This is a genomic window from Simplicispira metamorpha (genome assembly GCF_004341365.1).
GTDB lineage: Bacteria > Pseudomonadota > Gammaproteobacteria > Burkholderiales > Burkholderiaceae_C > Simplicispira > Simplicispira metamorpha.
On record NZ_SLXH01000018.1, the window covers coordinates 1 to 24999 of the forward strand.

Annotated in this window: 19 protein-coding genes and 1 pseudogene; 15 read left to right on the forward strand and 5 right to left on the reverse strand. The window is 65.6% G+C overall.

Annotation, left to right across the window (positions count from 1 at the left end):
- Positions 1–86, forward strand: a pseudogene (locus EV674_RS10590) (IS5/IS1182 family transposase); the annotation flags it as partial.
- Positions 87–147: 61 nt separating this feature from the next.
- Here EV674_RS10590 and EV674_RS10595 read toward each other — a convergent pair.
- Together EV674_RS10595 and EV674_RS10600 are read right to left on the reverse strand one after the other, a co-directional pair.
- Positions 148–2490 (reverse strand): cytochrome P450/oxidoreductase, encoded by a 2343-nt coding sequence (locus EV674_RS10595; RefSeq protein ID WP_119014908.1) that lies wholly within the window; start codon positions 2488–2490, stop codon positions 148–150.
- A 103-nt stretch (positions 2491–2593) separates the two neighbouring features.
- Positions 2594–3400, reverse strand: a complete 807-nt coding sequence (locus tag EV674_RS10600; protein WP_119014909.1) for an IclR family transcriptional regulator — start codon at positions 3398–3400, stop codon at positions 2594–2596.
- Between the two features lie 100 nt (positions 3401–3500).
- Here EV674_RS10600 and EV674_RS10605 point away from each other — a divergent pair, with 100 nt between their 5' ends.
- Positions 3501–4487 carry a Bug family tripartite tricarboxylate transporter substrate binding protein gene (locus tag EV674_RS10605; protein ID WP_119014910.1) on the forward strand — a complete coding sequence of 329 codons (987 nt, stop codon included), beginning with the start codon at positions 3501–3503 and terminating at the stop codon, positions 4485–4487.
- A 1145-nt stretch (positions 4488–5632) separates the two neighbouring features.
- Here the strand turns inward: EV674_RS10605 and EV674_RS10615 are convergent.
- Positions 5633–6604: a TerC family protein gene (locus tag EV674_RS10615; RefSeq protein ID WP_119013419.1), complete on the reverse strand. Its 972-nt coding sequence runs from the start codon at positions 6602–6604 to the stop codon at positions 5633–5635.
- Between the two features lie 137 nt (positions 6605–6741).
- On the opposite strand from EV674_RS10615, the gene EV674_RS10620 reads away from it, so the two are divergent.
- The 10 genes from EV674_RS10620 (at position 6742) to EV674_RS10665 (ending at position 18537) form a co-directional block, all read left to right on the forward strand.
- Entirely contained in the window at positions 6742–7644 is a 903-nt protein-coding gene (locus EV674_RS10620; RefSeq protein WP_119013352.1) for a LysR family transcriptional regulator, read from the forward strand.
- A 148-nt stretch (positions 7645–7792) separates the two neighbouring features.
- Entirely contained in the window at positions 7793–8353 is a 561-nt protein-coding gene (locus EV674_RS10625; protein WP_119013353.1) for a hypothetical protein, read from the forward strand.
- 205 nt (positions 8354–8558) lie between these two features.
- Positions 8559–9683: a uroporphyrinogen decarboxylase gene (gene hemE, locus EV674_RS10630; RefSeq protein WP_119013354.1), complete on the forward strand. Its 1125-nt coding sequence runs from the start codon at positions 8559–8561 to the stop codon at positions 9681–9683.
- A gap of 738 nt (positions 9684–10421) precedes the next feature.
- Positions 10422–12794 carry a primosomal protein N' gene (locus tag EV674_RS10635; RefSeq protein WP_119013355.1) on the forward strand — a complete coding sequence of 791 codons (2373 nt, stop codon included), beginning with the start codon at positions 10422–10424 and terminating at the stop codon, positions 12792–12794.
- A 241-nt stretch (positions 12795–13035) separates the two neighbouring features.
- Positions 13036–13587: a hypothetical protein gene (locus EV674_RS10640; RefSeq protein WP_119013356.1), complete on the forward strand. Its 552-nt coding sequence runs from the start codon at positions 13036–13038 to the stop codon at positions 13585–13587.
- A gap of 51 nt (positions 13588–13638) precedes the next feature.
- Complete coding sequence (locus EV674_RS10645; protein WP_119013357.1) at positions 13639–14052, forward strand: hypothetical protein; 414 nt, start codon at positions 13639–13641, stop codon at positions 14050–14052.
- Between the two features lie 253 nt (positions 14053–14305).
- A complete protein-coding gene (locus tag EV674_RS10650) occupies positions 14306–16390 on the forward strand; it encodes an ATP-dependent helicase (protein WP_119013358.1) in 2085 nt (694 codons plus the stop codon).
- On the forward strand, positions 16387–16869 hold the full coding sequence (locus EV674_RS10655; RefSeq protein ID WP_119013359.1) for a hypothetical protein: 483 nt from the start codon (positions 16387–16389) through the stop codon (positions 16867–16869). The genes EV674_RS10650 and EV674_RS10655 overlap by 4 nt, the downstream gene beginning before the upstream one ends.
- Complete coding sequence (locus EV674_RS10660) at positions 16869–18059, forward strand: phospholipase A (RefSeq protein ID WP_119013360.1); 1191 nt, start codon at positions 16869–16871, stop codon at positions 18057–18059. The genes EV674_RS10655 and EV674_RS10660 overlap by 1 nt, the downstream gene beginning before the upstream one ends.
- 88 nt (positions 18060–18147) lie before the next feature.
- Positions 18148–18537 carry a hypothetical protein gene (locus tag EV674_RS10665; RefSeq protein WP_119013361.1) on the forward strand — a complete coding sequence of 130 codons (390 nt, stop codon included), beginning with the start codon at positions 18148–18150 and terminating at the stop codon, positions 18535–18537.
- Between the two features lie 58 nt (positions 18538–18595).
- Here EV674_RS10665 and EV674_RS10670 read toward each other — a convergent pair whose 3' ends face one another.
- A complete protein-coding gene (locus tag EV674_RS10670; protein WP_119013362.1) occupies positions 18596–19111 on the reverse strand; it encodes a universal stress protein in 516 nt (171 codons plus the stop codon).
- 75 nt (positions 19112–19186) lie between these two features.
- Between EV674_RS10670 and tgt the strand changes: the two genes are divergently transcribed.
- Positions 19187–20359 carry a tRNA guanosine(34) transglycosylase Tgt gene (tgt, locus tag EV674_RS10675; RefSeq protein ID WP_119013363.1) on the forward strand — a complete coding sequence of 391 codons (1173 nt, stop codon included), beginning with the start codon at positions 19187–19189 and terminating at the stop codon, positions 20357–20359.
- 87 nt (positions 20360–20446) lie between these two features.
- Here tgt and EV674_RS10680 read toward each other — a convergent pair whose 3' ends face one another.
- Positions 20447–21613, reverse strand: coding sequence for a GGDEF domain-containing protein (locus tag EV674_RS10680; protein WP_119013364.1), 1167 nt, complete (start codon positions 21611–21613; stop codon positions 20447–20449).
- A 231-nt stretch (positions 21614–21844) separates the two neighbouring features.
- Here EV674_RS10680 and EV674_RS10685 point away from each other — a divergent pair, with 231 nt between their 5' ends.
- Positions 21845–23650, forward strand: a complete 1806-nt coding sequence (locus tag EV674_RS10685; RefSeq protein ID WP_119013365.1) for a methyl-accepting chemotaxis protein — start codon at positions 21845–21847, stop codon at positions 23648–23650.
- Between the two features lie 131 nt (positions 23651–23781).
- Entirely contained in the window at positions 23782–24969 is a 1188-nt protein-coding gene (locus EV674_RS10690; RefSeq protein WP_119013366.1) for a helix-turn-helix transcriptional regulator, read from the forward strand.
- The last annotated feature ends 30 nt before the right edge of the window (positions 24970–24999 follow it).

Here is a 24999-nt window from a genome sequence, read left to right on the forward strand (position 1 = left end):
TGTGGAAGAACTGCGAGCGTTGGCTCAATACCAGTTTGCAATTCATCCATCTAGCATTCTTGGCGCTAATGCTCAAAAGACTTTGAACACGTTCTTAAAACTTGCGGACTACGGTTGGTGCGGCGGCCAGCGCGGCCACCGCTGCGGTCACAGCGCCAGCACGATTTTGTCGCCCGCCGCGCGCGAGCAGCAGGCCATCAGGCGCCGGTTGGCGGCGCGCTCGGCCTTGGTCAGCACCTTGTCGCGGTGGTCGCCCTCGCCCTCCACCACGGCCACTTCGCAGGTGCCGCACAGGCCCTCACCACAGTCGCAGGGCACGTCAAAACCGGCCGCTTGCAAGGCTTGCAGCAAGGTCTGGTCGGCGGCCACCGTGACGCTGACGTTGGAGTCTTTGAGCTGCGCCACAAAAGCGTGCTCTTTGCTTGGGTCGAGCACCGCGCTTTCGGCACTGAAATGCTCAAAGTGCAGCACGTTGGCGGGCCACTGCTCGCTCAGGGTTTCCAGCGCGGCAATCAGGCGGTCGGGGCCGCAGGCATAGACGCGGGTGCCTTCATCCACCGTGGCCAGCAGGCGGCCCAAGTCCATGCGCTGGCCATCGGCCTTGATGTACAGGTGCAGGTGGTCGGCGTGGTCTTGCTCCAGGCGCGCCAAGAGCGCCATGTGCTGGCGCGAGCGCCCGGCGTAGTGCAGTTCATACGACTTGCCCAGGCGGCGCAGGCGGTCGGCCATGGCCACCATGGGCGTGATGCCGATGCCACCGGCAATCAGCACAAAGTGCCGGGCCGATTCGTCCAGGCCGAACAGGTTTTTCGGGCCCGACAGTTGCAGCGTGCTGCCCGCCGCGATGTGGTCGCAAAAGTGCTGCGAGCCGCCGCGCCCCTGGGCCTCGCGCTGCACCACCACTTGCAGGCTGTGGCGGTCGTCGGCGCGGCCACACAGCGAGTATTTGCGCCGAAAGCCCCCGGCAATCAAATCCACGTGCGCGCCGGCCGTCCATGCGGGCAGGGCCTCGCCGTGGGGGTCGGCCAGCACGAAGCGCAGCAGGTCAGTGCCCTCAGCGTGCTTTTCGCGCACGACCACGGTGCGGGCAATGCTGTCTTTGGCCGGAGGGCCGATATAGAACGGCGCCGGCTCTTGCATCGCGCCGGGGCGCACGCGCTCGGGGTTCTGCGCCGGATCCCACTGCACCCACAGCTGCGCCGGGCCACGGAAAGAGGTGTTGGGCAGAAACTCAAACTGCTGGCCCTCCACCAAGTGGATGTGCGGCAGGCGCCGGACAAACTCCTCCAGAAACACGCGCATCTGCATGCGGCCAATGTTTTTGCCCATGCACTGGTGGGCGCCGTAGCCAAACGTGAGGTGCTCGACGGCGTTCTCGCGGTACAAGTCCACCTCGTCGGGGTTCTCGAAGTGCCGGGTGTCAAAGTTGGCCGATGCCTGCACCAGCAGCAGCTTGCTGCCTTGGGGGATGGCCACGCCGCCCACGGTGGTGTCGGCGGTGGCCATGCGGCGCCAGGCAATGATGGAGCCCGCCACGCGCAGGCATTCTTCGACCGCGTTGGGAATCAGCGCCGGGTTGGCGCAGATGGACTCCCAGGCCTTGCGGTGCGTCAGCAGCGTCATGAAGGCGTTGGCCGTGGCATTCGAGGTGGTTTCGTGCGCCGCCGCCAGGATGGCCATCATCATCGACTGCAAATACGAGGCGGTGACGATGTCGGGGTGGCGGTGGTGCTGGCGGATGCTTTCGTACATCCAGCCCTCGCCATCGGGCTGGGCCATCATGTCGGCCAGGATTTTCTGGGCCACCTGCCAGAACTTGCCCACGTTGTCGGCAATCTCCAGCTGCTCTTGCGGCGTCGGGCGCCCCCAGGTGTTGAGCGTGTGCGCCACGGCAAACTGGCGCAGCTGCTCGGCGCCCTCGTCGGGCACGCCCAAGAATTTGAGCGCGATGTTCAGCGGAATCTCGTAGAACATCTCGGCCACCAGATCGGCACGGCCCTGGTCGATGAAGCGGTCCATGTACTGGCGTGCCAGCGCCCGCACTGTGGGCTCGTAGTCCATCAGCCGCTCGGGCAAAAACGCATCGGTGAGCAGGCGGCGGCGCGCCATGTGGTCGGGCTCGTCCTCGTTGACCATGGTGCGGCGCATGGCGTAGCCGTAGCCTTCCAGAATCTGCGCCACCTCGGGCGTGGCCGGGGTGATTTTTTCCAGCGCCACCGAGGGCGAGAACAGGATGTTGTCGCGGAACACGGCCTTCACGTCCTCGTAGCGCGTGACCACCCAGTAGCCCAGTTGCGGGCTCCAGAACACGGGCTCCTGCTCGCGCGCCCAGCGCAAATACTCTGCCGGGGCCTGCATGTAGGCGCCCTCAAACGGGTTGAAGGCAGCACCCCCGGCACTGACGGGGCAGCCATTGGGCGCCGCAGCGCGCGCCAGGGCTTGGTGGTCGATGGGGCAGCGGCTGGCGCTGGCAAGGGACTGGTCGTTCATGGCGTGAATCCGTGCGAAAGGTTGTTTGCGTAAGCATATTACGCAAAGCGTACAAAGCAGACCCGTATTTCCACTTACCCCCGCGACCCCGGCGCGCGCCCATTCAGCCGGGTTGAAACCCCATGTCCGCGCTGATGTCCTGCGCCTCGCGGATGATTTGCGGGCAAATCCGCCCCCCCGGGCGGGCATCAAAGCCATTGCTGGCCCCCAGGGCGGTGAGCACCGCACAGACATGGCCGCGCGCATCCAGCACCGGCGCGGCCACGGCGCTGATGCCGCGCAGCAAGGTGTCGTGGATGATGGCGCAGCCCTGGTCGCGCACCTGCCTGCGCAGCCGCGCCACGGCGTCGGGCCCGGCCAGCAGCGAGCGCTGCTCCTCCGAGCCCGCTGCAAACTCGGCATCGGCCTGGTGCAGGATGCGGGTATCGTTGGTAAAGGCCAGAAACGCCTGTCCCGTGGCCGACCACACCAGCGGCAGCACCGACCCGGCGCGGATGTTCACCGTCACCGGCAACGATGGCTCCTCGATGCGCAGCACCGTCGGCCCCAGGTTGCCCATCACGGCGATAAAGCAGGTCACCTCCAGCGACTCGCGCAGGCGCACCAGCGCGCCCTCGCCCAGGCGCACCGGGTCGCACTGGCGCAGCGCGGCCAGCCCCAGCCGGATGGACTCGGGCCCCAGGTAATAGTGGTGGGTGGCGGGGTTTTGCGCCACAAAGCCCTCTTGCACAAAGCTCGATAAATAGCGGTGTACCTTGGCCGTGCTCTCTTGCACCTCGGTGGCAATGGCCGTCAGGCTGGCAGCGCCGCCCAGCCGGGTCAGCGCCTTCAGAATGGACAAGCCGGTTTCTGCCGATTGCACACGCTGGCGCCGGTTGCTGGCGGCAGGGGTTGGGGTCGAATGTTCCATGGATTCAAGTATCAGGGTAAACACGGGAACGTTATTACGCTATGCGTAATAACATGCAGCGTTTTATATTGCCCTTGGCAACTTCACAGGAAAACCCCCGATGTCCAACCGTCGCCACATCACCCGTTTGTTTGCCGCGCTGGCCCTGGTCGGCGCCACCGCTGGCCTGGCCCAGGCACAGACGGCACCCTTCCCCGCCAAACCCATCCGCTGGGTGGTGCCCTACCCGGCTGGGGGCGGCTCGGACTTTCTGGCGCGCACCATTGGCCAGCAGTTGTCCACCCAAGTGGGCCAGCCCATCGTGGTGGACAACAAGCCCGGCGGCAACACCGCTGTGGCCGCGTCGGACGTGATCCGCTCGCCCGCCGATGGCTACACCATTTTGTCGGCGGACAACGGCACCATGGTGTTCAACTCGGCGCTGTACGCCAAGCTGAGCTACAACCCGGAAAAAGACCTCACGCCCGTGACGCTGATGGGCAAGTTTCCGATGATTCTGGTGGTGCCACAGGGCTCGGACATCAAGGACGCCAAAGACTTCATCGCCAAAGCCAAGGCCAAGCCGGGCCACACCAGCTACGGCTCGGCGGGTGCGGGTAGCCCGCACCACCTGGCCATGGAGCTGCTCAAGGTCAACGCGGGCCTGCACATGGTGCACATCCCCTACCGGGGCGCAGCGCCTGCGCTGTCTGACCTGGCCGGTGGTCAGATCACCGCCATGATGGTGGACATGGCCGCTGGCGCTGGCTTCATCAAGGGCGGCAAGGCCCGCCCGCTGGCCGTGGCCAACCCCACACGCCTGCCCCAGTTGCCCGATGTGCCCACCTTTGCCGAGCTGGGCTACAAAAACGTGGAAGCCGCCGCCCAGGTGGGCGTGGTGGCCGCAGCGGGCACCCCTGCCGACGTGGTGGCCGCCCTGCAAAAGCAGATCACCACGGCCATCCAGCAGCCTGCGGTGCGGCAAAAGCTGATCGACTTTGGCATTGAGCCGGTGGGCAGCACGTCGCAGCAGTACGCCGACCTGATCCGCACCGAAGTCAAGCGCTGGCACAAGCTGATCCGCGAGCAGAAGATTTCGCTGGATTGATCGGCATGCCACGCCTGTAGCCGTTTGCCAGCGGCTGCACTGCACTGCGCCCGCCCTGACGTTGGTCAGTGGCGGGCGTTTTGCTATGGATTGCATAGCTTGAAGCGCTTGCTGTGTGAGGGCTGGAGGCTAATTTTGTTGTATTTTTTCAGAGGTTGATGGATTGACTTTGTGGGGGTGATTTTTGGCTCTTTGCTCTTTGCTCTTTGCTCTTTGCTGAGGGCGGGAGCCGGGACTCGCCCCGGCGGGCGAGGTACTTTTCTTTGCTTCGCCAAAGAAAAGTACCCAAAAGAAAAGCGACCCCACGACTGCGACCCCAGCGCGCAGCGCTGGGGCACACCTGCGCCGGGGCACTTGCGGGGTGCGCCGTGGAACTCACTGCGCGCCTGCGGCGCTGCGCTCGGACAACCACGGCGAGTCAGTCCACGCTGCGGGTGTGTCCTGCGGCACACCCGCCACCCCGCAAGCACCCCGGCCCAGGCGCAGTCACAGGGGATTGAAACGCCCCAGAACATCCATACGGGCCATTGCTGCGCTTGGCCTGGATGGCACAGGCGCTGCGCGCCATCTGGCATCTGGCATGTGGCATGTGGCATGTGGCATGTGGCATGTGGCATGTGGCATGTGGCATGTGGCGTTTGGCGTTTGGCGTTTGGCGTTTGGCGTTTGGCGTTTGCCGTTTGCCGTTTGCCGTTTGCCGTTTGCCGTTTGCCGTTTGCCGTTTGCCGTTTGCCGCGCGGATGTTGGGCCAAGCGCAGCGATGGCCCGTATGGATGTTCGGCGGTTCTGGCCTCCACCGCCCCTTCTGGGCGTGCCGAGAAGCGCAGCGCCGGGCGGATCAGGGCCGCGCGCTGTTTGAGCCGAAGGCGAGTTTGCGCGGCCCCCGCCCGGCGTGAGCATCGCAGGTTGCCCCGCTGCGCAGCAGCGGGGTCACGCACAGCAGGGTCGCCTTTTCTTTGCTTACTTTCTTTTGGCGAAGCAAAAGAAAGTGAGGCGCCCGCCGGGGCGAGTCCCGGCTCCCACACTCAGCAAAACCACACACACAACAAAAAACCCGCCCTGACCCCAGTCAGCAGCGGGAATTTTGCTATCAATAGTAGAGCTACTAGCGCCCGCCCAGCAGGCGCTACAGCCCTTCTCGACCATCAATCCTTGCCGGGCAAAGCCACCTCGCTCTTGCTGGAGTTGCGCAGCGACAGGAAGATCGAACCGGCAATCAGCGACGCCGTCACCAGCAGCGCGTAGCCAATCGGAATCTTGACCACATCAATCAACAGCATCTTGGCGCCGATGAACACCAGCACCAGGGCCAAACCATAGGCCAGCAGGTGAAAGCGGTTGGCCAGATCAGCCAGCAGGAAGTACAAAGCGCGCAGGCCCAGGATGGCAAAAATGTTGGCCGTCAGCACGATGAACGGGTCGCTGGTGATGGCAAAAATCGCCGGAATGCTGTCCACCGCAAAAATGATGTCGGTCGTACCAATCAGCACCAGCACCACAAACAGCGGCGTGTAGTGCTTGACGCCATTGACCATCGTCGAGAGCTTTTCGCCATCAAACTGGTCGGTAATGCGGATGCGTTTTTTCAGCAAGCCCAGCACCGGGTTGGTGGAAATATCAGGCTCCTGGCCCGCAGCAAACCACATCTTTGCGCCCGTCAGCACCAGGAACGCGCCAAACACATACAGCAGCCAGTGGAAGGTGGCCAGCAACCACGCACCCACCAAAATGAGCAGCGTGCGCAGGATGATGGCGCCAATGATGCCGATGATGAGCGCGCGCTTTTGGTACTGCTGCGGCACGGCAAAGTAGCTGAACAGCATCAAAAAGACAAAGATGTTGTCAATCGACAAGCTCTTTTCCACCAGATACCCGGTGATGAACTGCATGGACACCGTGTTGGCCACCTCGCGGCCCTGGCTGCTGTCCAGATACCACCACAAGAGCGCCACAAACACAAAGGCCAGCCCGAACCACAGCAGGCTCCAGCGCACGGCCTCCTTCATCGTGACCTTGTGCGCGCCCTGGCGCTCCATCACCAGCAGGTCGATGGCAATGGCCACCACCACAAAGACGGCAAACCCCGTCCACATCCACCAGGTTCCTATGGTTTCCATGATCATTGCGCTCCATCGCAGGAAAAAATTGAAAGATGGGCGAATGTAAAACCGCAGATACATTTGAAAAACCTGCATTCAACGTAGTATTACTTCGGTTTTTACGAACTATTCACTATCCCCCCACCCGCACCGCCATGAGCCAAAGCTTCAATTACCGCCATCTGTATTACTTCTGGGTGGTGGCCAAAGAAGGCGGCATGGCCCGCGCCGCCGAGCGCCTGGACATGGCCGTGCAAACCATCAGCGCCCAGGTGCGCGCGCTGGAGCAATCGCTGGGCGTGAGCCTGCTGCGCAACGAGGGCCGCAACCTGGTGCTGACCGAGGCGGGCGTGGCCGCGCTGCACGAGGCCGACCACATTTTTGCCCTGGGCGAGCAGCTGCCCCAGCGCGTGCGCGAAGCCGCCAGCGGCAGAACGCTGCGGCTGAACCTGGGCATCTCGGACGGCATTGCCAAGCTGGCCATGCACCGGCTGCTCCAACCCGTGCTGGACGAGCCGCACCTGCGCCTGCTGTGCCACGAGGGCGAGTTCCAGCCGCTGCTGGGCGAGCTGGTGCTGCACAAGCTCGACGCCGTGCTGGCCGACCGCCCCGCGCCGCCCAACCCGGCCCTGAAAACCACCAGCCAACTGCTGGGCACCAGCGCGATTGCCTGGTACACCCCGGCGCGCTGGGCTGCAGCAGCGCGGGAGAATTTTCCGCACAGCCTGGCGCAGGTGCCGGTGCTGCTGCCCACCGAGCACGCCGCCGTGCGCGCGCGCATCAACCACTGGCTGGAGCGCGAACACATCCGCCCGCACATCGCCGGGGAGTTTGAAGACAGCGCCTTGCTCAGCACCTTTGCCGCCAGCGGCATGGGCGTGATGCCCGCGCCCGCATCGCTGGGCGCACACCTGGAGCAAACCTGCGCCCTGGCGCTGGTGGGCACCACGCCCGACGTGCATGAGCAGTTCCACCTGATCTACAGCGCCCGCAAGGTCATGCACCCGCTGCTGACGCGGCTGCTGGCGGCCGGGGCCGATGAAACGCTATTAGATTAATAGCTGCTAGCGCCCACCAAACAAGGGTTTCAAGCCTAAAAAGCTTTAAAAAACAGCGCCTGAATACATCTCCATCGCGCATGGGTATAGTGGTCACAAGAAAGGCATTTCTTAAAAACCAACCCGTTTTATTGCAAGCCCAACCCCCATGCTCCAAAAAACCGCTCTCCTCGTTTCCCTGGCCGCCGTCTTCCTGGCGGGGTGCTCCACCACCAGCACGCCCGTGCAATACAAGGCGTCCACACGCAACGTCATCCAAATCGAGGAATACGTCCGCGATACGGGAGCGAAGGTCAAAACCAACGAATTCACCGCTGCCCCAGGCGTAGAAAGCAGCCCCTTGTGTCGTGCCAATGGCCCCATCTCTTTAGGTTCTGGCAAAACCCCTGCGGAATTCATCCGCGAAGCATTTCAGGAAGAACTGTTCCTGGCCAAGGCCTACGCGGGCAATGCCCCGGTGTCGATTGGCGGCCGGATCGACAAGCTCTCCTTCAGCTCCATCAGTCCTGCCAGCTGGGAGATTGGCATGACGCTGACATCCAGCAATGGCCATTCCTTGCAGGTGGAAAACAGCCACCGCTTCGATACCAGCTGGGATGCCTGGAGTGCCTGCAAAAATGTGGCCGATGCCTTTGCTCCCGCCGTGCAGGGCACGCTGTCCAAGGCAGTGAACGACCCGCGCTTCAAGACCTTGCTGACGGCCAAGTAAAGGAGCCCGTAGCGGCCCGCCCGAGCGCTCTAACGGGCCGCAATTACCCCCAAAATTCATAGCTACCAGCGCTCTCTGTGCAAGGGCTGGAGGCATAAAACGCTCCTAATCACCAGCACCGGGGCGGCGCCAGCGCTGGCGCCCGGCGGCAACTGGCCCCGCAGGCCATGGCCACCCGCCCAGCGGGCCTGCGACAATCGCCCGCATGAATTCCACCGCCTTCGCCCCCTTGCAAAACGACACCTTCCTGCGCGCCTGCCGGCGCCAGGCCACCGACTACACCCCCCTGTGGCTGATGCGCCAGGCGGGCCGCTACCTGCCCGAGTACAAGGCCACGCGCGCCCAGGCCGGCAGCTTCATGGGGCTGGCCACCAACGTGGATTACGCCACCGAGGTCACGCTGCAACCGCTGGAGCGCTTCCCGCTCGACGCCGCCATTTTGTTCAGCGACATCCTCACCGTGCCCGACGCCATGGGCCTGGGCCTGTCGTTTGCCGAAGGCGAAGGCCCGCGCTTTGCCAAGGTGGTGCGCGACGAAGCCGCCGTGGCCCAGCTCGCCGTGCCGGACATGGACAAGCTCAGCTACGTGTTCAACGCCGTCACCAGCATCCGCCGCGCGCTGAATGGCCGCGTGCCGCTGATCGGTTTTTCGGGCAGCCCCTGGACGCTGGCCTGCTACATGGTCGAGGGCAAAGGCTCGCAGGACTACCGGCAGGTCAAGACGCTGATGTATGCGCGCCCCGACTTGATGCACCAGATTCTGGCCGTCAACGCCGACAGCGTGGCCGCTTACCTGAACGCGCAAATCGACGCGGGCGCCCAGGCGGTGATGATTTTTGACAGCTGGGGCGGCGTGCTGGCCGATGGTGCTTTTCAGGAGTTCAGCCTGGCGTACACCACGCGCGTGCTGGCGCAGCTCAAGCGCACCGGCGCCGACGGCCAGGACGTGCCGCGCATCGTCTTTACCAAGGGCGGTGGCATCTGGCTGGAAGATATGAAGGACATCGATTGCGAGGTGCTGGGCCTGGACTGGACGGCCCACCTGGGCAAGGCGCGCGCCATCGTCGGCGGCGCCGTGGGCGGCCCCGGCAAGGCGCTGCAAGGCAACATCGACCCTAACGTGCTGTTTGCCCCACCCGCGCAGATCGAGGCGCAAGTGGCGCGCGTGCTGACCAGCTTTGGTGCGCCGCACACCGACAAAACCACCACCGGCCCCACGCACATCTTCAACCTGGGCCACGGCATCAGCCAGTTCACGCCGCCCGAGCATGTGGCGGCGCTGGTCGAGGCGGTGCACAGCCAGTCGCGCGCGCTGCGCCAGCGCGCCTGAGGCAGAGCGCAGCGTCGGGCGGACACCCTGGGCAGGCGCCCGCCGACACGGCCCTGCCACGGGGGCGGGCACTGACTTATGCACAAACCGGCGGCGTGCGGTGGCCGCCGCGCAGCGCGCAGTGCGCATGGCCCACCCGCCACGCAAGTGCGCCACACCGCGCTAAGTCATTGATTTATATAGCCACTTACCGCTGCTGCTTTGGCAGGCAAAGTGTTGCTGAGCCAATGGCCACAAGGCCTGCAGCCCGGTGGCGCACCAGATACCCACAAAGTTATCCACAGATTTTCTGGACAAGTTGCAAAACCCCCGAAGAATCAAAGACTTGCATCGATGCAGCCGCCTCGGCGCTGGTTTTGGGCGCCGCACGGGCCGCGCCGCGCTAACACACCTCGACCCCGGATGGGTGCTTGCCAGCCCGGCCCAGTCAACTTATGCACATGGCGCGTGCTGCGGCACCCTGGTCTGGTACAGCCGCTCCGATGTGCCACAGCACCGCAACACCGCTGCCGACATTCACGCAACCGTTTGATTTGAAAGCATTTTTGTTTTTATACCGGGCCAGCAACAAGACGCTGTAGTGCAGTGTTCTCCACAGCCCGCAGCCCCGTGCGCGCAGGATGCCCACAAAGTTATCCACAGGCTGGTGCTGATCCGCGCAGATACTTGGCACACCGCACCCTCCCCGCCGTTCAACCACCGCATTCCTCCGCCCGCAACGCCCTCCCCCGCACCCCCATGGCGCCGTCACCCGACCACCCCAACCCGCCCGCCGCCGTACAGGCATCCACGCTGCCGCAGCGAGCACCGGCAACGGGATCGGCGCAGCCATCGCAGTCGCAGCCTGCCACGGTGGCCGTGGCCGTCCACACGCCGGCGCACAGTGCGCTGGGCGACCTGCTCAGTTACACCAGCGCGCAGCCCCTGGCGCCGGGCACGCTGGTGCGCGTGCCGCTGGGCCAGCGCGAGGTGCTGGGCGTGGTCTGGGATGGCACGCCTGCGCCGCTGCCCGAAGGCATGGCCACGCGCAGCGTGGCCGCCGTGCTCGATGGCATTGCGCCGCTGGATATCCACTGGCGCCGCCTGGTGGCCTTTGCCGCGCGCTACTACCAGCGCAGCCTGGGTGAAATCGCCCTGGCCGCCCTGCCGCCGCAGCTGCGCGATCTGAGCCATGAACAACTGGCCCGGCGCCTGCGTCGCCCGGCCAAGCCTGCGGGCAAAGGCGCTGCGGCCCGCGCAAACACTGCCCCCGCACCTGCCGACGCCAACCCCCGTGCGGCCAGCGCCTTGCATGGCGCCACGGATCACCCAGCCGCTGTGGACACCGTTGTGGGCGCCGCTGCCAGCGCCGCCTCTGCCGCCTCTGCCGCCTCTGCCGCCTCTGCCGCCTCTGCCGCTGAAAACGCTACTCCTTTGATAGCGCTTAGCGCAGAGCAGCAGGTCGTTCTGGCCCAAATCGGCTCCAACCCCGGGCCGTTTTTGCTGTTTGGCAGCACCGGCAGCGGCAAAACCGAGGTCTATTTGCGCTGCGTGCAGACGGCGCTGGAGGCCCGCCCCGGCGCCCAGGCGCTGGTGATGGTGCCCGAGATCAACCTCACGCCGCAGCTGGAGGCACGCTTTACCGAGCGCTTTGGCACCGCCCGCGTGGTGTCGCTGCACAGCGGCATGACCAACCCGCAGCGCCTCAAAAGCTGGCTGGCGGCGCACAGTGGCCAGGCCCGCATCGTGCTGGGTACGCGCATGGCGGTGTTTGCCTCGATGCCGCAACTGGCGCTGATCGTGGTCGATGAGGAGCACGACGCCAGCTACAAGCAGCAAGAGGGCGCGCGCTACTCGGCCCGCGATCTGGCCATCTGGCGCGCACGCGAGCAGCACGCCAAGGTCATTCTGGGTTCGGCCACGCCGTCTCTGGAGAGCTGGCACGCCAGCCGCCCGGCCACGCCCGATGATCCGCAGGGCGGGCGCTACCTGCGCCTGCACATGCCCAGCCGCATCGGCGCGGGCAAGCTGCCGGTGTTGCGCGTGGTCAATATGAACCACCAACCCCGGCGCACGGTGTTCTCGGCGCCGCTGCTGGCCGCGCTGCAAGAGCGCATAGAGCGCGGCGAGCAGTGCATGATTTTGCTCAACCGGCGCGGCTACGCCCCCGTGCTGCACTGCGCCGACTGCGACTGGAAAAGCGATTGCCCGCATTGCAGCGCGCACCAGGTTTTCCACAAAACCGACCGCAGCCTGCGCTGCCACCACTGCGGCTTTGCCCAGCGCGTGCCGCGCGCCTGCCCCGGCTGCGGCAGCCCCGACATCACGCCCATAGGCCGGGGCACCGAGCAGCTCGAAGAGCAACTCAGCGCCCTGCTGGCCGACGTGCGCCGCCCCGATGGCGCGCCCGCGCGCGTGGCCCGCATCGACGCCGACACCACCCGCGCCCAGGGCGCCCTGGAGGCGCAGCTGGCGCAGGTACACGCTGGCGACATCGACGTGCTGGTGGGCACGCAAATGATTGCCAAGGGCCACGACTTCCGGCGCATCACGCTGGTGGCCGCCGTGCAGCCCGATGGTGCCTTGTTCAGCAGCGACTTTCGCGCGCCCGAGCGGCTGTTTGCGCTGTTGATGCAGGCCAGTGGCCGCGCCGGGCGCGATGCCGATTACGTGGCAGCCCAGGGCAGCCGCAGCGAGATGTGGCTGCAAACCTTCCACCCCGAGCACGCCATCGTCGCCGCGCTGCGCCAGCACGACTACCCCGCCTTTGCCGCGCAGCAGCTCGACGAGCGCCAGGGCGCAGCCATGCCACCGTTTGCGTTCCAGGCACTGGTGCGCGCCGACGCCCGCACGCAGGAGGTGGCGCAGGGCTTTTTGCGCGCCGCCAGCCAGGCGGCCACCGATGCCGCCCTGCCGGGGCTGGAGCACGTCACGCTGTACCCGCCGGTGCCGCTCACCATCCAGCGCGTAGCCAACGTGGAGCGCGCGCAAATGCTGCTCGAGAGCGACAGCCGTGCCGCCTTGCAGCGCTTTCTGGCCGCCTGGCAGGCGCTGTTGCACCACACCCGCGCCCAGAGCGCACACAAGGCACTGGTGCGCTGGCTGGTGGACGTGGATCCGCTGGTAATTTGAGGTTGTTTTTGGACTCCAGCGCTTACAGGGAAAGCGCTGGCAGCTATCAATTTTGACAACCCAACGCCCAGCCGCAGTGCACAAAAAATTTGACATCCAGGGGGACCCCGGCCTACAGTCCGGCCATAGCCTGCCTTAACACACCCCCAATCAGACCAAGGCGCAAACAGCACTCGATTCACCCCCTTGTTTGCGCCATTGCCCCGGCTTGGGTACCAATGAACTCTGAAGGAGAGTCGCCATGGCATTACGTATCGACGGTAACTTTCTGGCACAGGTAGCCAACAAAGCGCCACAGCTGAACAAGCCGCCAGTCAATACCGGCGAGAGCGCAGTTGCGCCAGAAATCAAACCACAGATGCGTACCGAAACCAACGACGTGCAAGCGCAGACGCGCCAAATCACCCAGCAACGTGTGGCAGGCACTTCGCAAGACCAGGCCGGGCAGCAGGCCAATGCCGTTGCCGCGCCCGCCTGGCAATCGACCATGGGCCTGTCACTGAACATGCGTGCGCCGGTGCCAGCACCAGAAAACCCCCGCTCCACCGATGGCGGCAACGCCCTGGGCGGTGTCGCTGTGCAAGGTGCGGGGCGTTCTACCCTGAGCCTGGGCGTGGTCAACCGCACGGGCGAATCGGCCTCGTCGTCCAACAGCACCCAGGGCCGCACCATGGCGGGTGAGCAAGGCGGCCCCGCTCTACTCAGCAGAGCCCAGCAGCTCCAGCAGCTGGCTGATGCCCAGTCGGCGCAATCCAACGCCCGGCCCACACAACGCCTTTCGATCATGGCCTGACGGCCTTACACAGGAGCGGCCCGGGTGAAAGTCCAGGCTGTTACAACGACCATGCTTGCTATCTCAACATCCGCCAGCGCAGCGCTCCCCAGCTTCCAGCAGGCCGCCTCGCCGCAGCTGCGGCGTGCGGCAGAGCAGGCGCAACAGGCCGCCGAAACACTGCAAACGCAGGCCCGCCAGGCCTGGAAACAGGTCGATCTGGCCGAGGCCAACGCCCGCGCCATCGACACCCGCGCCAACCAGGCCGTCTCGGGTGCCGACAAGGCGCGCCGGGATATGAACAGCTTTGGCAAAAGCATGCTGGCGACCGATGCGGTGGCCAGCCCCGCCAGCGCCATTGGCGGGGCCATTGCACCCATCACCTACACCGCCACCGCGCAGGCCACCACCCTGCCATCGGCCAGCCCCGCCATGCTCAACGGCCTGGGCCAGCGCATAGGCGAACTGATCAACATCACCGTCTGAGCGCACCCCGGCAAGGGCACGCCCGTCGAGCCGGAAGATGGCGCCCAGCGGCAGCACCTGTGCGCAGGCCAGGCAGCCGCACCACACCCGGGCCAGGCCAAAAACGCAACCGGCACCCCAGACCGCGCGGGGCCGGACGCGGTCGGGCCTGCTCTGTATCATTGCGCGCTCTGCGGGCCGCGCCCGCCCGTCGCAGACCGCCCTGGCTGCTTCGGCCCCCTTCGCTCCCCCCATCACCGCGCCCCTCTCGCCCATGTCCTCCGGTCTCAACCTCGCCCAGCTCCAGGCTGTTCACTACACCGATGGCCCTTGCCTGGTGCTGGCCGGGGCGGGCTCGGGCAAGACGCGGGTCATCACGCACAAAATCGCCCACCTGATAGAGCGTGGGCTCGATCCCCGGCGCATTGCCGCCATCACCTTCACCAACAAGGCCGCCGCTGAAATGCGTGAACGCGCCAAGGGCCTGATTGGCCGGCGCGCCAAAGAGGTGCTGATCTGCACCTTCCACTCGCTGGGTGTGCGCATGGTGCGCGAAGACGGCAAAGTGCTGGGCCTCAAGCCCCAGTTCAGCATCCTGGATCAGGACGACGTGAACAGCATCCTGAAAGACGCCGCCGGGGGCACGACCGACGCGGCCACCGCGCGCCAGTGGCAGTGGACGATCAGCCTGTGGAAGAACATGGGCATGAACGCCCAGCAGGCCCTGGCCCGTGCCCAGGACGACAACGAGCGCACCATCGCCCTCATCATGGCGCGCTACGAGGAGCGCCTGGCCGCCTACCAGAGCGTGGACTTTGACGACCTCATCAGCCTGCCGCTCAAGCTGCTGCGCGACCACCCCGAAGTGCGCGCCAAATGGCAAGCGGCGCTGGGCCATGTGCTGGTCGATGAATACCAGGACACCAACGCCACGCAGTACGACCTGCTCAAGCTCTTGGTGGGCGAACGCGGCCACTTCACCGCCGTGGGCGACGACGACCAGAGCATTTACGGCTGGCGCGGCGCCACGCTGGACAACCTGAAAAAGCTGCCGGTGGATTTTCCGCAGCTGCAAATCGTCAAGCTGGAGCAAAACTACCGCTCCACCAGCGCCATCCTGCGCGCGGCCAACAACGTCATCGGCCCCAACCCCAAGCTGTTCCCCAAGACGCTGTTTTCCGAGCTGGGCGAGGGCGAGCCGGTGCGCGTGGTCGATGCCGACAGCGAAGAGCACGAGGCCGAGCGCGCCGTGGCCCGCATTCTGGGCCTGCGCGCGGCCAGCAACCCGCCGCCCGAATGGCGCGGCTTTGCCGTGCTGTACCGCGCCAACCACCAGGCCAAACCCTTTGAAAAAGCCCTGCGCCGGGCCAACATCCCGTACAAAGTCTCGGGTGGCACCAGCTTTTTTGACCGGGCGGAAATCAAGGACTTGTGCGCGTGGTTTCGGCTGTGGATCAATTCGGACGACGACCCGGCGTTTTTGCGCTCGGTGGGCACGCCCAAGCGCGGCATTGGCCACCAAAGCCTGGCGCAGCTGGGTGCGTTTGCCACGCAGCACCACCTGAGCCTGTTTGCCGCGCTGTTCTCACCCATGCTGCCCGCCGCCCTGCCCCGGCGCGCGCTCGACAGCCTGCTGGAATTTGGCCGCTACGTGAACGATCTGGAATACCGCGCCCGCCACACCCACGGCGCGGACGGCGCGCGCGCCTTCTTGCTCGACTGGCTCAAAGACATCGGCTACGAAAAATACCTCTACGACGGCGAAGACAGCGAGAAAGTGGCCGCCGCGCGCTGGACGAATGTGCTGGAGTTTTGCGACTGGATGGCCCAGCGCGCTGGTGGCCAGATCGACGACACGGCAGGCAGCGTGACCACCAGCGAATCCAAAAGCCTGCTGGAAGTGGCGCAGACCATTGCGCTGCTCTCGACCATCTCGGAGCGCGAGAAAGACCAGGACATGGTCACGCTCTCGACGCTGCACGCCAGCAAGGGGCTGGAGTGGCCGCACGTCATTCTGGCCGGCGTGACCGAGGGCATGCTGCCCTTCAAAATGGACGACGACGGTGGCCGCGACAAGGACGTGACCGGCGACATGGTGCAGCGCCTGCAAGAAGAGCGCCGCCTGATGTACGTGGGCATCACCCGCGCCCAGCGCACCCTGGCCGTGAGCTGGACGAAAAAACGCAAAAAAGGCCGCGAAATGGTGGCCGCCCAGCCCAGCCGCTTCATCGCCGAGATGGCGCTGAACCAGACCACCGCCCGCGAAGACCCGCGTGAAAAACTCAAGGCCCTGCGCGCCGAATTTGCCGCCAAGGCTCAGGCCGCCAGTGCGGCCCAAGCATCCAACCCCACACCATGAAAGCTTTTATTACTCTTATTTTGATAGCTGCCAGCGCTTATCCCGCAAGCGCCAGAGCCGAAAACGATCTCAAAAATGGGGCCATCCCCCCGGTCAGTGCAACCCGCAGCACCACCAACCCCACCAGCGCCTGCCCCAGCGGCATGGAGATGACGCACCAGCACCTGCAAGGCGTGTGGCGCGCACAGCTCGATGGCACGGCCACGGGCGCGCTGCTGCGCCTGGGCCCCCATCCCGAGCTGGGCGAGAGCGTGCGCGGCAGCGTGCAACGCGCCAGCACCACGGCGCAGGTCAGCGGCGACGTCCACGAGGGCGAACTGACGCTGGAAGAATCCACCGACGGCCAGCGCATCAGCGCTACCTGGCTAGGCACGGTCGTCGAGGGCAGCTGTGCCCGCGAAATCCGTGGCACCTGGCACCACGCCGCCACCGACACCTCCACCCCCTTCGTGCTGCAAAAACAGCCTGCCTGGCATTGATGACACACCGCTACACCGCCCCCCTGGCCCTGGCCCTGCTGACCCTGGCCACCCTGGCCTGGGCACAGGGCGCCAGCGCCGCCACACCGGCCACCGATCCGGCCTGGCGCCACTGCGCCGCCCAACCCGACAGCGCCGCGCGCCTGGCCTGCTTTGACCAATGGGCAGGCCAGCAAGCCTGGCAAGCACCGCCCGCACAGGCCAGTGCCACGCCCGCTGGCGTGCCCAGCACAACGCCCGCCAGCGCGCAGCCATCCGCACTGAACAGTGCCACGGCCCTGGACAGCGCCCAGGCCGCCCCGGAGCCCACCGTGGTTCACATCGACGGCTGCCGCAATCCGCGCTACAGCGAGATGTCGCGCCAGTGGGAGCTGGAGTCGGGCAGCGACTGCGGCACCTTCCGTTTTCGGGGCTACCGGCCCATGAGCGTGTCGGTGGTGGGCGCTGACAGCGTCAACCGCCAGCCCACCTCCAGCGCCCCCGGGCACAGCGCCGAAACGGCCACCCCCTACCGGCGCACCGAGATGCGCGTGCAACTGTCAGTGCGCACCAAAATGGCGCAAGGCCTGCTCACCGCTGGCGATGCCGAGCGCAAAGACTCGCTGTGGTTTGGCTACACCCAGCAGTCGTACTGGCAGCTGTTCAGCCCAGGCATTTCACGGCCCTTTCGCGCCACCGACCACGAGCCTGAAGTCATCTACGTCTATCCCACAGATGCCCAGTTGCCTGGCGGCTGGCGGCTGCGCTACAGCGGCGTGGGCCTGGTTCACCAATCCAACGGCCAAAGCCTGCCCCTGTCGCGCAGCTGGAACCGTGCCTACCTGATGGCGGGCATGGAACTGGGCCAGCGCTGGAACGTGCAGGCACGCATCTGGAAGCGCCTGAACGAAAAGACCACCAGCGACGACAACCCCGGCATCAGCGACTACATAGGCCGGGGCGAGCTGCGCGTGCTCTGGAACGTCAACCCGGAAAACACCCTGGGCGTGACCGTGCGCCACGCACTGGCCAGCAAGGGCCGGGGCTCGGCGCGCGTGGAGTGGCTGCAAACCCTGGGCACCGGGCTGTGGGGCAGCAAAAGCAATCTGCGCCTGCACACCCAGCTCTTCAGCGGCTACGGCGACAGCCTGATCGATTACAACCGCCAGCGCACCGTGTTCAGCGTGGGGCTGAGCCTGCTGGACTTCTGACGGGGCGCAAAAAGCCTGTCATTTCCGGCGCTTATCCTTGCCCCTGCCGAATGCCGGGTCGGCCACAATCGCGCCACGGAGGAAACCCATGGATCTGCAATACCAGCTCAAGGCTGGGAGCTATTACCTGTACGACATGCGCGAGACGCCCAGTGCCGTCACGGGCGAACGCCGCTTCAAGCTCAAGACAGACACCGTGGCCATTGCCTTCGACCTGCACACGGGCGAGGTTCACCAGCACGGCAGCCCCACGCGCATCCACTCCTGGGCCACCATGACGCGCAGGCGCCTGCGCGCTGCCGGTGCGCAGGAGGTGGCCAATGACCTGGTGGTCATCTCGGGGCCGCTGCCGGTGGAAGAAATCAACAAATGCCTGTGGGTGCGCGGCTACGTGCGGCGCATGTTCCAGCGCCTGGCCACGCTGCCCCACGGCAAATTCAAACGGCCCGCAGCGGGGCCGTTTCGCAAGGCCGCATAGGGCCACCACCAGCGCGCCCGGGCCAGCGCCTGCCCGTGCGCCCTATCTGGCGCAGCGCTCAGTCGCCCGCGCTGCCCGCAGCGCCGCCGTCCTGGCCGTCGGCGTCCAGCACATCACCCGCTTCGTCGGCAGACAGCGCCTCCACGTGGCGAACAATCGTCACCGGCACCGGGCTGGCATGCGCCAGCTCTTGCGACACCGAACCCAGCAGCGCACTGCTGATGGCGCCCTGGCCGCGCGCGCCAATCAGCACCAGGTCGCAGCCTGCGGTTTCGATAATGTCCACCAGCGTGTGCGCGGGGTCGCCCACGCCCACGGCGCTTTCGCACTCCAGGCCGGTGGCCTCCAGCAAGGCACGGGCGGGGGCAATCAGGTGCTCACCGGCCTCGATGCTGGCGGCGGCAATCAGCTCGGGGTCGCGCGTGGTCACCAGTTCGTACAGCGATGCGGGCTCCTGCACGTTGGCCAGCACCACGCTGCTGATCTGCAAACCGTTCTGCGCCAGGCGCAGCGCGTAGCGCACGGCGTCCAGAGCGAGGTCGGAGCCGTCGATGGCAATGAGGATTTTGAGCATGGAAGTTCCTTTTTTTGAATGGTTCGGTTCAGTGTAGCGGCGCCACCGCACGCCCCATCCGGGACAATCGCGGCCATGCTGCAATTCGACATCCTCACCACCGACGCCTCCAGCCACGCCCGCCGTGGCCAGCTCACGCTCAACCATGGCGTGGTGCAAACCCCCATCTTCATGCCCGTGGGCACCTACGGCACCGTCAAGGGCGTGATGCCCCAAAGCCTGCACGACATGGGCGCGCAAATCATTCTGGGCAACACCTTCCATCTGTGGATGCGCCCGGGCCTGGACGTGATGCAAAGCTTTGGCGGCCTGCACGGCTTTGAGCAATGGCACAAACCCATCCTCACCGACTCGGGCGGTTTTCAGGTCTGGAGCCTGGGCGCCATGCGCAAAATCACCGAAGAGGGCGTGACCTTTGCGTCTCCCGTCAACGGCGACAAGCTGTTCATGTCGCCCGAGGTGAGCATGCAAATCCAGACCACGCTCAACTCCGACATCGTGATGCAGCTGGACGAGTGCACGCCGTATGAGACCAAAGGCCACCTCACCACCGAGGCCGAGGCGCGCAAATCCATGGAAATGAGCCTGCGCTGGGCCGTGCGCAGCAAAAATGAAATCGAACGGCTGCAAAACCCCAACGCGCTGTTTGGCATCGTGCAAGGCGGCATGTACCTGAACCTGCGCGAAGAGTCTTTGCAGCGGCTGGTGGAGATGGATTTTCCGGGCTACGCCATTGGCGGCGTGAGCGTGGGCGAGCCCAAGGACGAGATGCTGTCCATCATGGCACACACGCCGCACCGGCTGCCTGCGCACAAGCCGCGCTACCTGATGGGCGTGGGCACGCCCGAAGACCTGGTCGAAGGCGTGGCCTGCGGTGTGGATATGTTCGACTGCGTGATGCCCACGCGCAACGCGCGCAACGGCACGCTGTTCACGCGCTTTGGCGACCTCAAAATCCGCAACGCCCGCCACAAAACCGACCACCAGCCGCTGGACACCACCTGCACCTGCCACGCCTGCGCGGGCGCAGCGGGCGTGAGCTGGGACGAGGGCGGGCGCGGCGGTTTCTCGCGCGCCTACCTGCACCACCTCGACCGCTGCGGCGAGATGCTCGGCCCCATGCTCACCACCATCCACAACCTGCACTACTACCTGAACCTGATGCGCGAAGTGCGCGAAGCGCTGGAGGCTGGGCGTTTCAGCGCGTTCCGCGCGCAGTTCAAGGCAGACCGGGCGCGCGGGGTGTAACGCCTTGCCCGCGCCCTGCACGGCGCGGGCAAATACTCCTTTTTTCATAGCTGCTCGCGCTTATCCTGCAAGCGCTGGAGCCACTTTTTATCTCTTTTCTTGTGCTGCCTGCGGGCGGCGCGGCGGGGCCATCACCACCCGGTTGCGCCCTGCGGCCTTGCCTTCGTAGAGGGCGACATCGGCGCGCCGGATGGCCGATTCCACCGGCTCGTCGGGGTGGCAGGCAGCGGCGCCCAGGGTGATGGTGACGCCGGTGGCGCCCGGAAAAATGCCGGCCCAGTCGGTGGACTCGACGCGCTGGCGCAGCTGCTCGAGTACCCCCTGCGCCTGGGCGGCGGTGGTGCCGGGCAGCACCAGCAAAAACTCTTCGCCACCGTAGCGGCCCACGCTGTCGCCCACCCGCGTGTGGGCGGCCAGCAGCGCGCCCAGGGTGCGCAGCACGCGGTCGCCGCTGTCGTGGCCATGCAGGTCGTTGATGCGCTTGAAATAGTCCACATCCAGCAGCGCCACGCACAGCGGCTGGCCGCTGTGCCGGGCCTGCGCCTGGTGGCGTTGCAAAGCCTCCATCACGCCCCGGCGGTTGGCGATGCCGGTCAGGTCATCGCAGCGCACCAGGTTTTCAATCTGCGCCAGCGCCTTGCCCAGCCGGTATTGCATCCCCCGAAAAAACGTCACCAGCGCGATGCAGCGCGCCACTGCCCCCAACAACACCCCCACCGTGAGCAGCTGGCCCGCCAAGGTGGCGGTGGGCATGCGCATCTGCGGCCCCATCCAGACGATGGCGCTGCCCGCCGCCGCCAGCGTGAGCACCCAGGTCACGGCAAAGCTGGTGCGGCTGCGCGCCAGAAAGCCATCGGCACTGAAGGCAATCAGCATGACCAGCGCCTGAAACGCTACCTGCGGCGCCGCCACCAGCAGTCCCAGCACCCCCAGGATGGAGACGACCTGGTGTACCACAAACAGGCCGGGGTCGCGCTGCGTGTGGCACCAGCCGCTGGCATAGGCCCAGGTGACAAAACCCATGCCTGCGGCTATCCATGCGCCATAGCAGGCCACCGCCACCCCGGGCGCATAGCCCGCCCAGCTGTAACCCACCAGCAGCAAGAAGGCGTACAAGTGGCTCCACAGCACCGATTGGTGCAATTGCCAGGTGCGCCGCTGCCAGCGCTGGCGGTGCGCTGCGCTGTCGGCATGCACAGAAGGCGGCGTGGGCGCCCACAAAGGGCGCAGCGTGAAATCGCAGGAGGCAGGCATGGTCGATACAACAAAGGAGCGCGAGCGGGCGCCACCACAGACAAAGCCCGCATTGTCGGCTGGCGCGCCTGCGGCCCGGCGCCTGCCCCGCCCACAGCGCCGCTAAGGTAATCCAAAGCCTGTGCCCCCTGTGCGTTGCAAAATGCAACACGAAACACGGTTTGCTTCTTCCATGCACCCAGACACCTTGGGAGCCGTGCTGCCGACTGCAAACATCCTTTTGGAGAAAAAATGAACTGGTTTACACACATGAAGGTTGGCTCCAAACTGATCTTCGGGTTTTTGGTCGTATCGCTGATTGGTGCCGTGATCGGCGTGCTGGGCATTCTCAAAACCAGTGAACTCAGCGACATGGCCACCGTGATGTACGAGCGCGAAATGATCGGCGCACAACACATCGCCAGGAGCAATCTGGCCATGGTGGAAGCCACGCGCTCGCTGCGCAGCGCCATGCTCTCTGGCACCGAGCCAGACCGCAACCGCCATCTGCAAGACATGCAAACGCGCCTGGACGAATCCAAGACCGAGCTGCGCTCGGCAGAAAAAACCTTCTTCACGCCCACGGGCAAGGCCCAGCTGGCCGATACCCACAACGCCCTGCTGGCCTACGAGGCCATTGCCAAAGACATGGCCGCCACGCTGCGCTCGGAGCCGCTGCCCGAGTTGACCGGCTCCACGCGGCAGCTGTTTACCGTGGGCACGCCCACGGCCAACAAGCTCAGCGCGCTGATGACCACACTGGTGGAGCGCAAAAGCGCCAATGCCAAGGCGTTGAGCGAAGAAACCGACGCCATTTACGCCAGCACCCACGCCCTGCTGATCGCCCTGACCCTGGGCGGCGTGCTGGCGGGCGTGGCCATCGGGACGCTGATCACGCGCAGCCTGACGCGCCAGCTCGGCGGCGAGCCTGCCGATGTGGCCGCCGTGGCCAACGCCATCGCTGCGGGCGATCTGAGCACCACCATCGACGACAGCAAGGCCCAGGCCACCAGCGTGGTGCATGCCATGCACGAGATGCAAGCATCGCTGCGCCAGATCGTCAGCACCGTGCGCGCCAGCAGCGACAGCATTGCCACCGGCGCGCAGCAAATTGCCACCGGCAACAGCGACCTGTCCCAGCGCACCGAAACCCAGGCCAGCAACCTGGAGCAAACCGCCGCGTCGATGGAAGAGATCGCCAGCACCGTGCAAACCAGCGCCGATACCGCGCGCCAGGCCACGCAGCTGGCCACCAGCGCCAGCGATGCCGCCACCCAAGGCGGCGCCGTGATGGAGCAGGTTGTCACCACCATGGAAGAGATCAACACTGCCTCGCGCAAGATCGCCGACATCATTGGCGTGATCGACGGCATCGCCTTCCAGACCAACATCCTGGCGCTGAATGCCGCCGTGGAAGCCGCCCGTGCAGGCGAACAAGGCCGGGGCTTTGCCGTGGTGGCCAGTGAGGTGCGCAGCCTGGCCGGGCGCAGCGCCGAGGCCGCCAAAGAGATCAAGGTGCTGATTGGCAACAGCGTGGACAAGGTGGACGCGGGCAGCAAGCTGGTCGATACCGCAGGCAGCACCATGCAGCACATCGTGCAAGAGGTGCAGCGCGTGACGGGCCTGATCCGCGAGATCAGCGCCTCCACCAGCGAGCAGACGGTGGGCATTGGCCAGGTCAGCGAGGCCGTGGCCCAGCTCGATCAGGTCACGCAGCAAAACGCCGCACTGGTCGAGGAATCGGCCGCCGCCGCCGCCAGCCTGAACCAGCAGGCGCAGCAACTGGTGCAGGCCGTGGCCGTGTTCCAGCTGGGCCGCCACGAAGTGCAGGCCCGCAGCACCCCCCTACGCCCCACCCCCCCGCCCGCCGTGCGCGCCAGCACCCCGGCGGCCCAACCGGCCCTGGCCCGCAGCGCCTCCAGCCCACGCGCGCCCGCAGCGCGCCCGGCGCCCGCGCTGGCGGGCAAGCCCAAGGCCACCGCACCGGCGGCAGCGCCCGCCCCGCGCATTGCCGCCGCGCAAAGCAGCAAAAACGACGACGACTGGGAAAGCTTCTGACAACAGGGCTGAGCGCGGGGCGCCATCCCCCGCGCACCTGAAGTGGCCTCTGGCAACCCCTGCCAGCTACCAGCCGTTGGGCATTTACCATCTGCTCAACGCTCCAGTACCCGCATCCACAAGCGCCTGCCATGGACACCTCCTTGCTCAGCCGTTTCAGCCAGACCGTCGAGTCCATCCACTTTGCGGCCTTGCAGCCCGAGCAGTGGCCTGCGGCGCTGGAGCGCATTGCCTTGCTACAGGGCGCAGAACGCACTTTGCTTTTCACGCCCACGGTCAGCCCACAAGATGGCGGTTTTGTGCTGGCTCACCACATCCCTGAGTCAATCTTGTCCGAGTGGGCTTTGCATTACAGCCAGCACGACCTGTGGACTGCGTGCACGTTGCTGAACGGCACGCCCAAAGACGGTGATGTGGTCATGAGCCATGAGTTGGTGCCAGACGCCGAATTTCTCGGCTCGGTGTTCTACCGGGAATTCCTGGCGCGGCAAAACATTCGCCACATGTGCTGCGGCATTGTTTTTTCCGGGTGCTCGGATCATTTGCCACTCACCGGCTGCTCCGTCTTCAGGCCCAGCCCAGCGAAGGTGTTCGACCAAGACAACCGGGCCTCACACACGCTCATCACCCGCCACTTATCGCTGGCGCTGGCGCTGGGCACGATCATGCGCCTGCGCGACAGCGAGTTCAGGCTGGCCACCAGCTTGCATGCGCTGGACCGGCTGCACACGGGGGTGCTTCTTCTGGGGCCTCGCGGCAACGTCACTTTTGCAAACCGCAACGCCCTTGATGTGTTGGCGCAAGGGCTGGGCCTGCGGCTTCAAAGCGGCCACCCTTTGACCGATGGCCTGGGCTGGCTACAAGCTTCCACGCCCAACGAACAAGTGCTCTTGAGGTCTGAAATGCGCGCAGCGCTGGCGAACGACTTTCTTCGCCCGGCCCACTTCTCGAACGGCATGGCCATTCGTGGCACTTCAGGCAGCAGTCGGCTCACGGTGCATACCGTGCCTGTGGCTGAAGCCAGCAGCGCCCTCTGGTCGCCCAGCATCCGTACCGGCGCATTGGTTTTCATCACCAATGCCGCAAAAGTGCCACAACTGGACCCTGCCTTTTTGCTGAAAATTTATGGCATCACGGGCGCTGAATTGCGGGTGGCGCAGCAAGTGCTGCACGGCCAGAGCGTGCAGGAAATGGCGCAACAACTGCACCTGGCAGAGAACACCGTCAAAACACATCTGAAGCGGCTGTTCGAGAAGACGCACACAAAACGGCAGGCCGAGCTGATCCACTTGTTCATCACGCTGGCGCAGCAGTACTGACGCGGCCCCACCAACTGTCTCTGCACACCG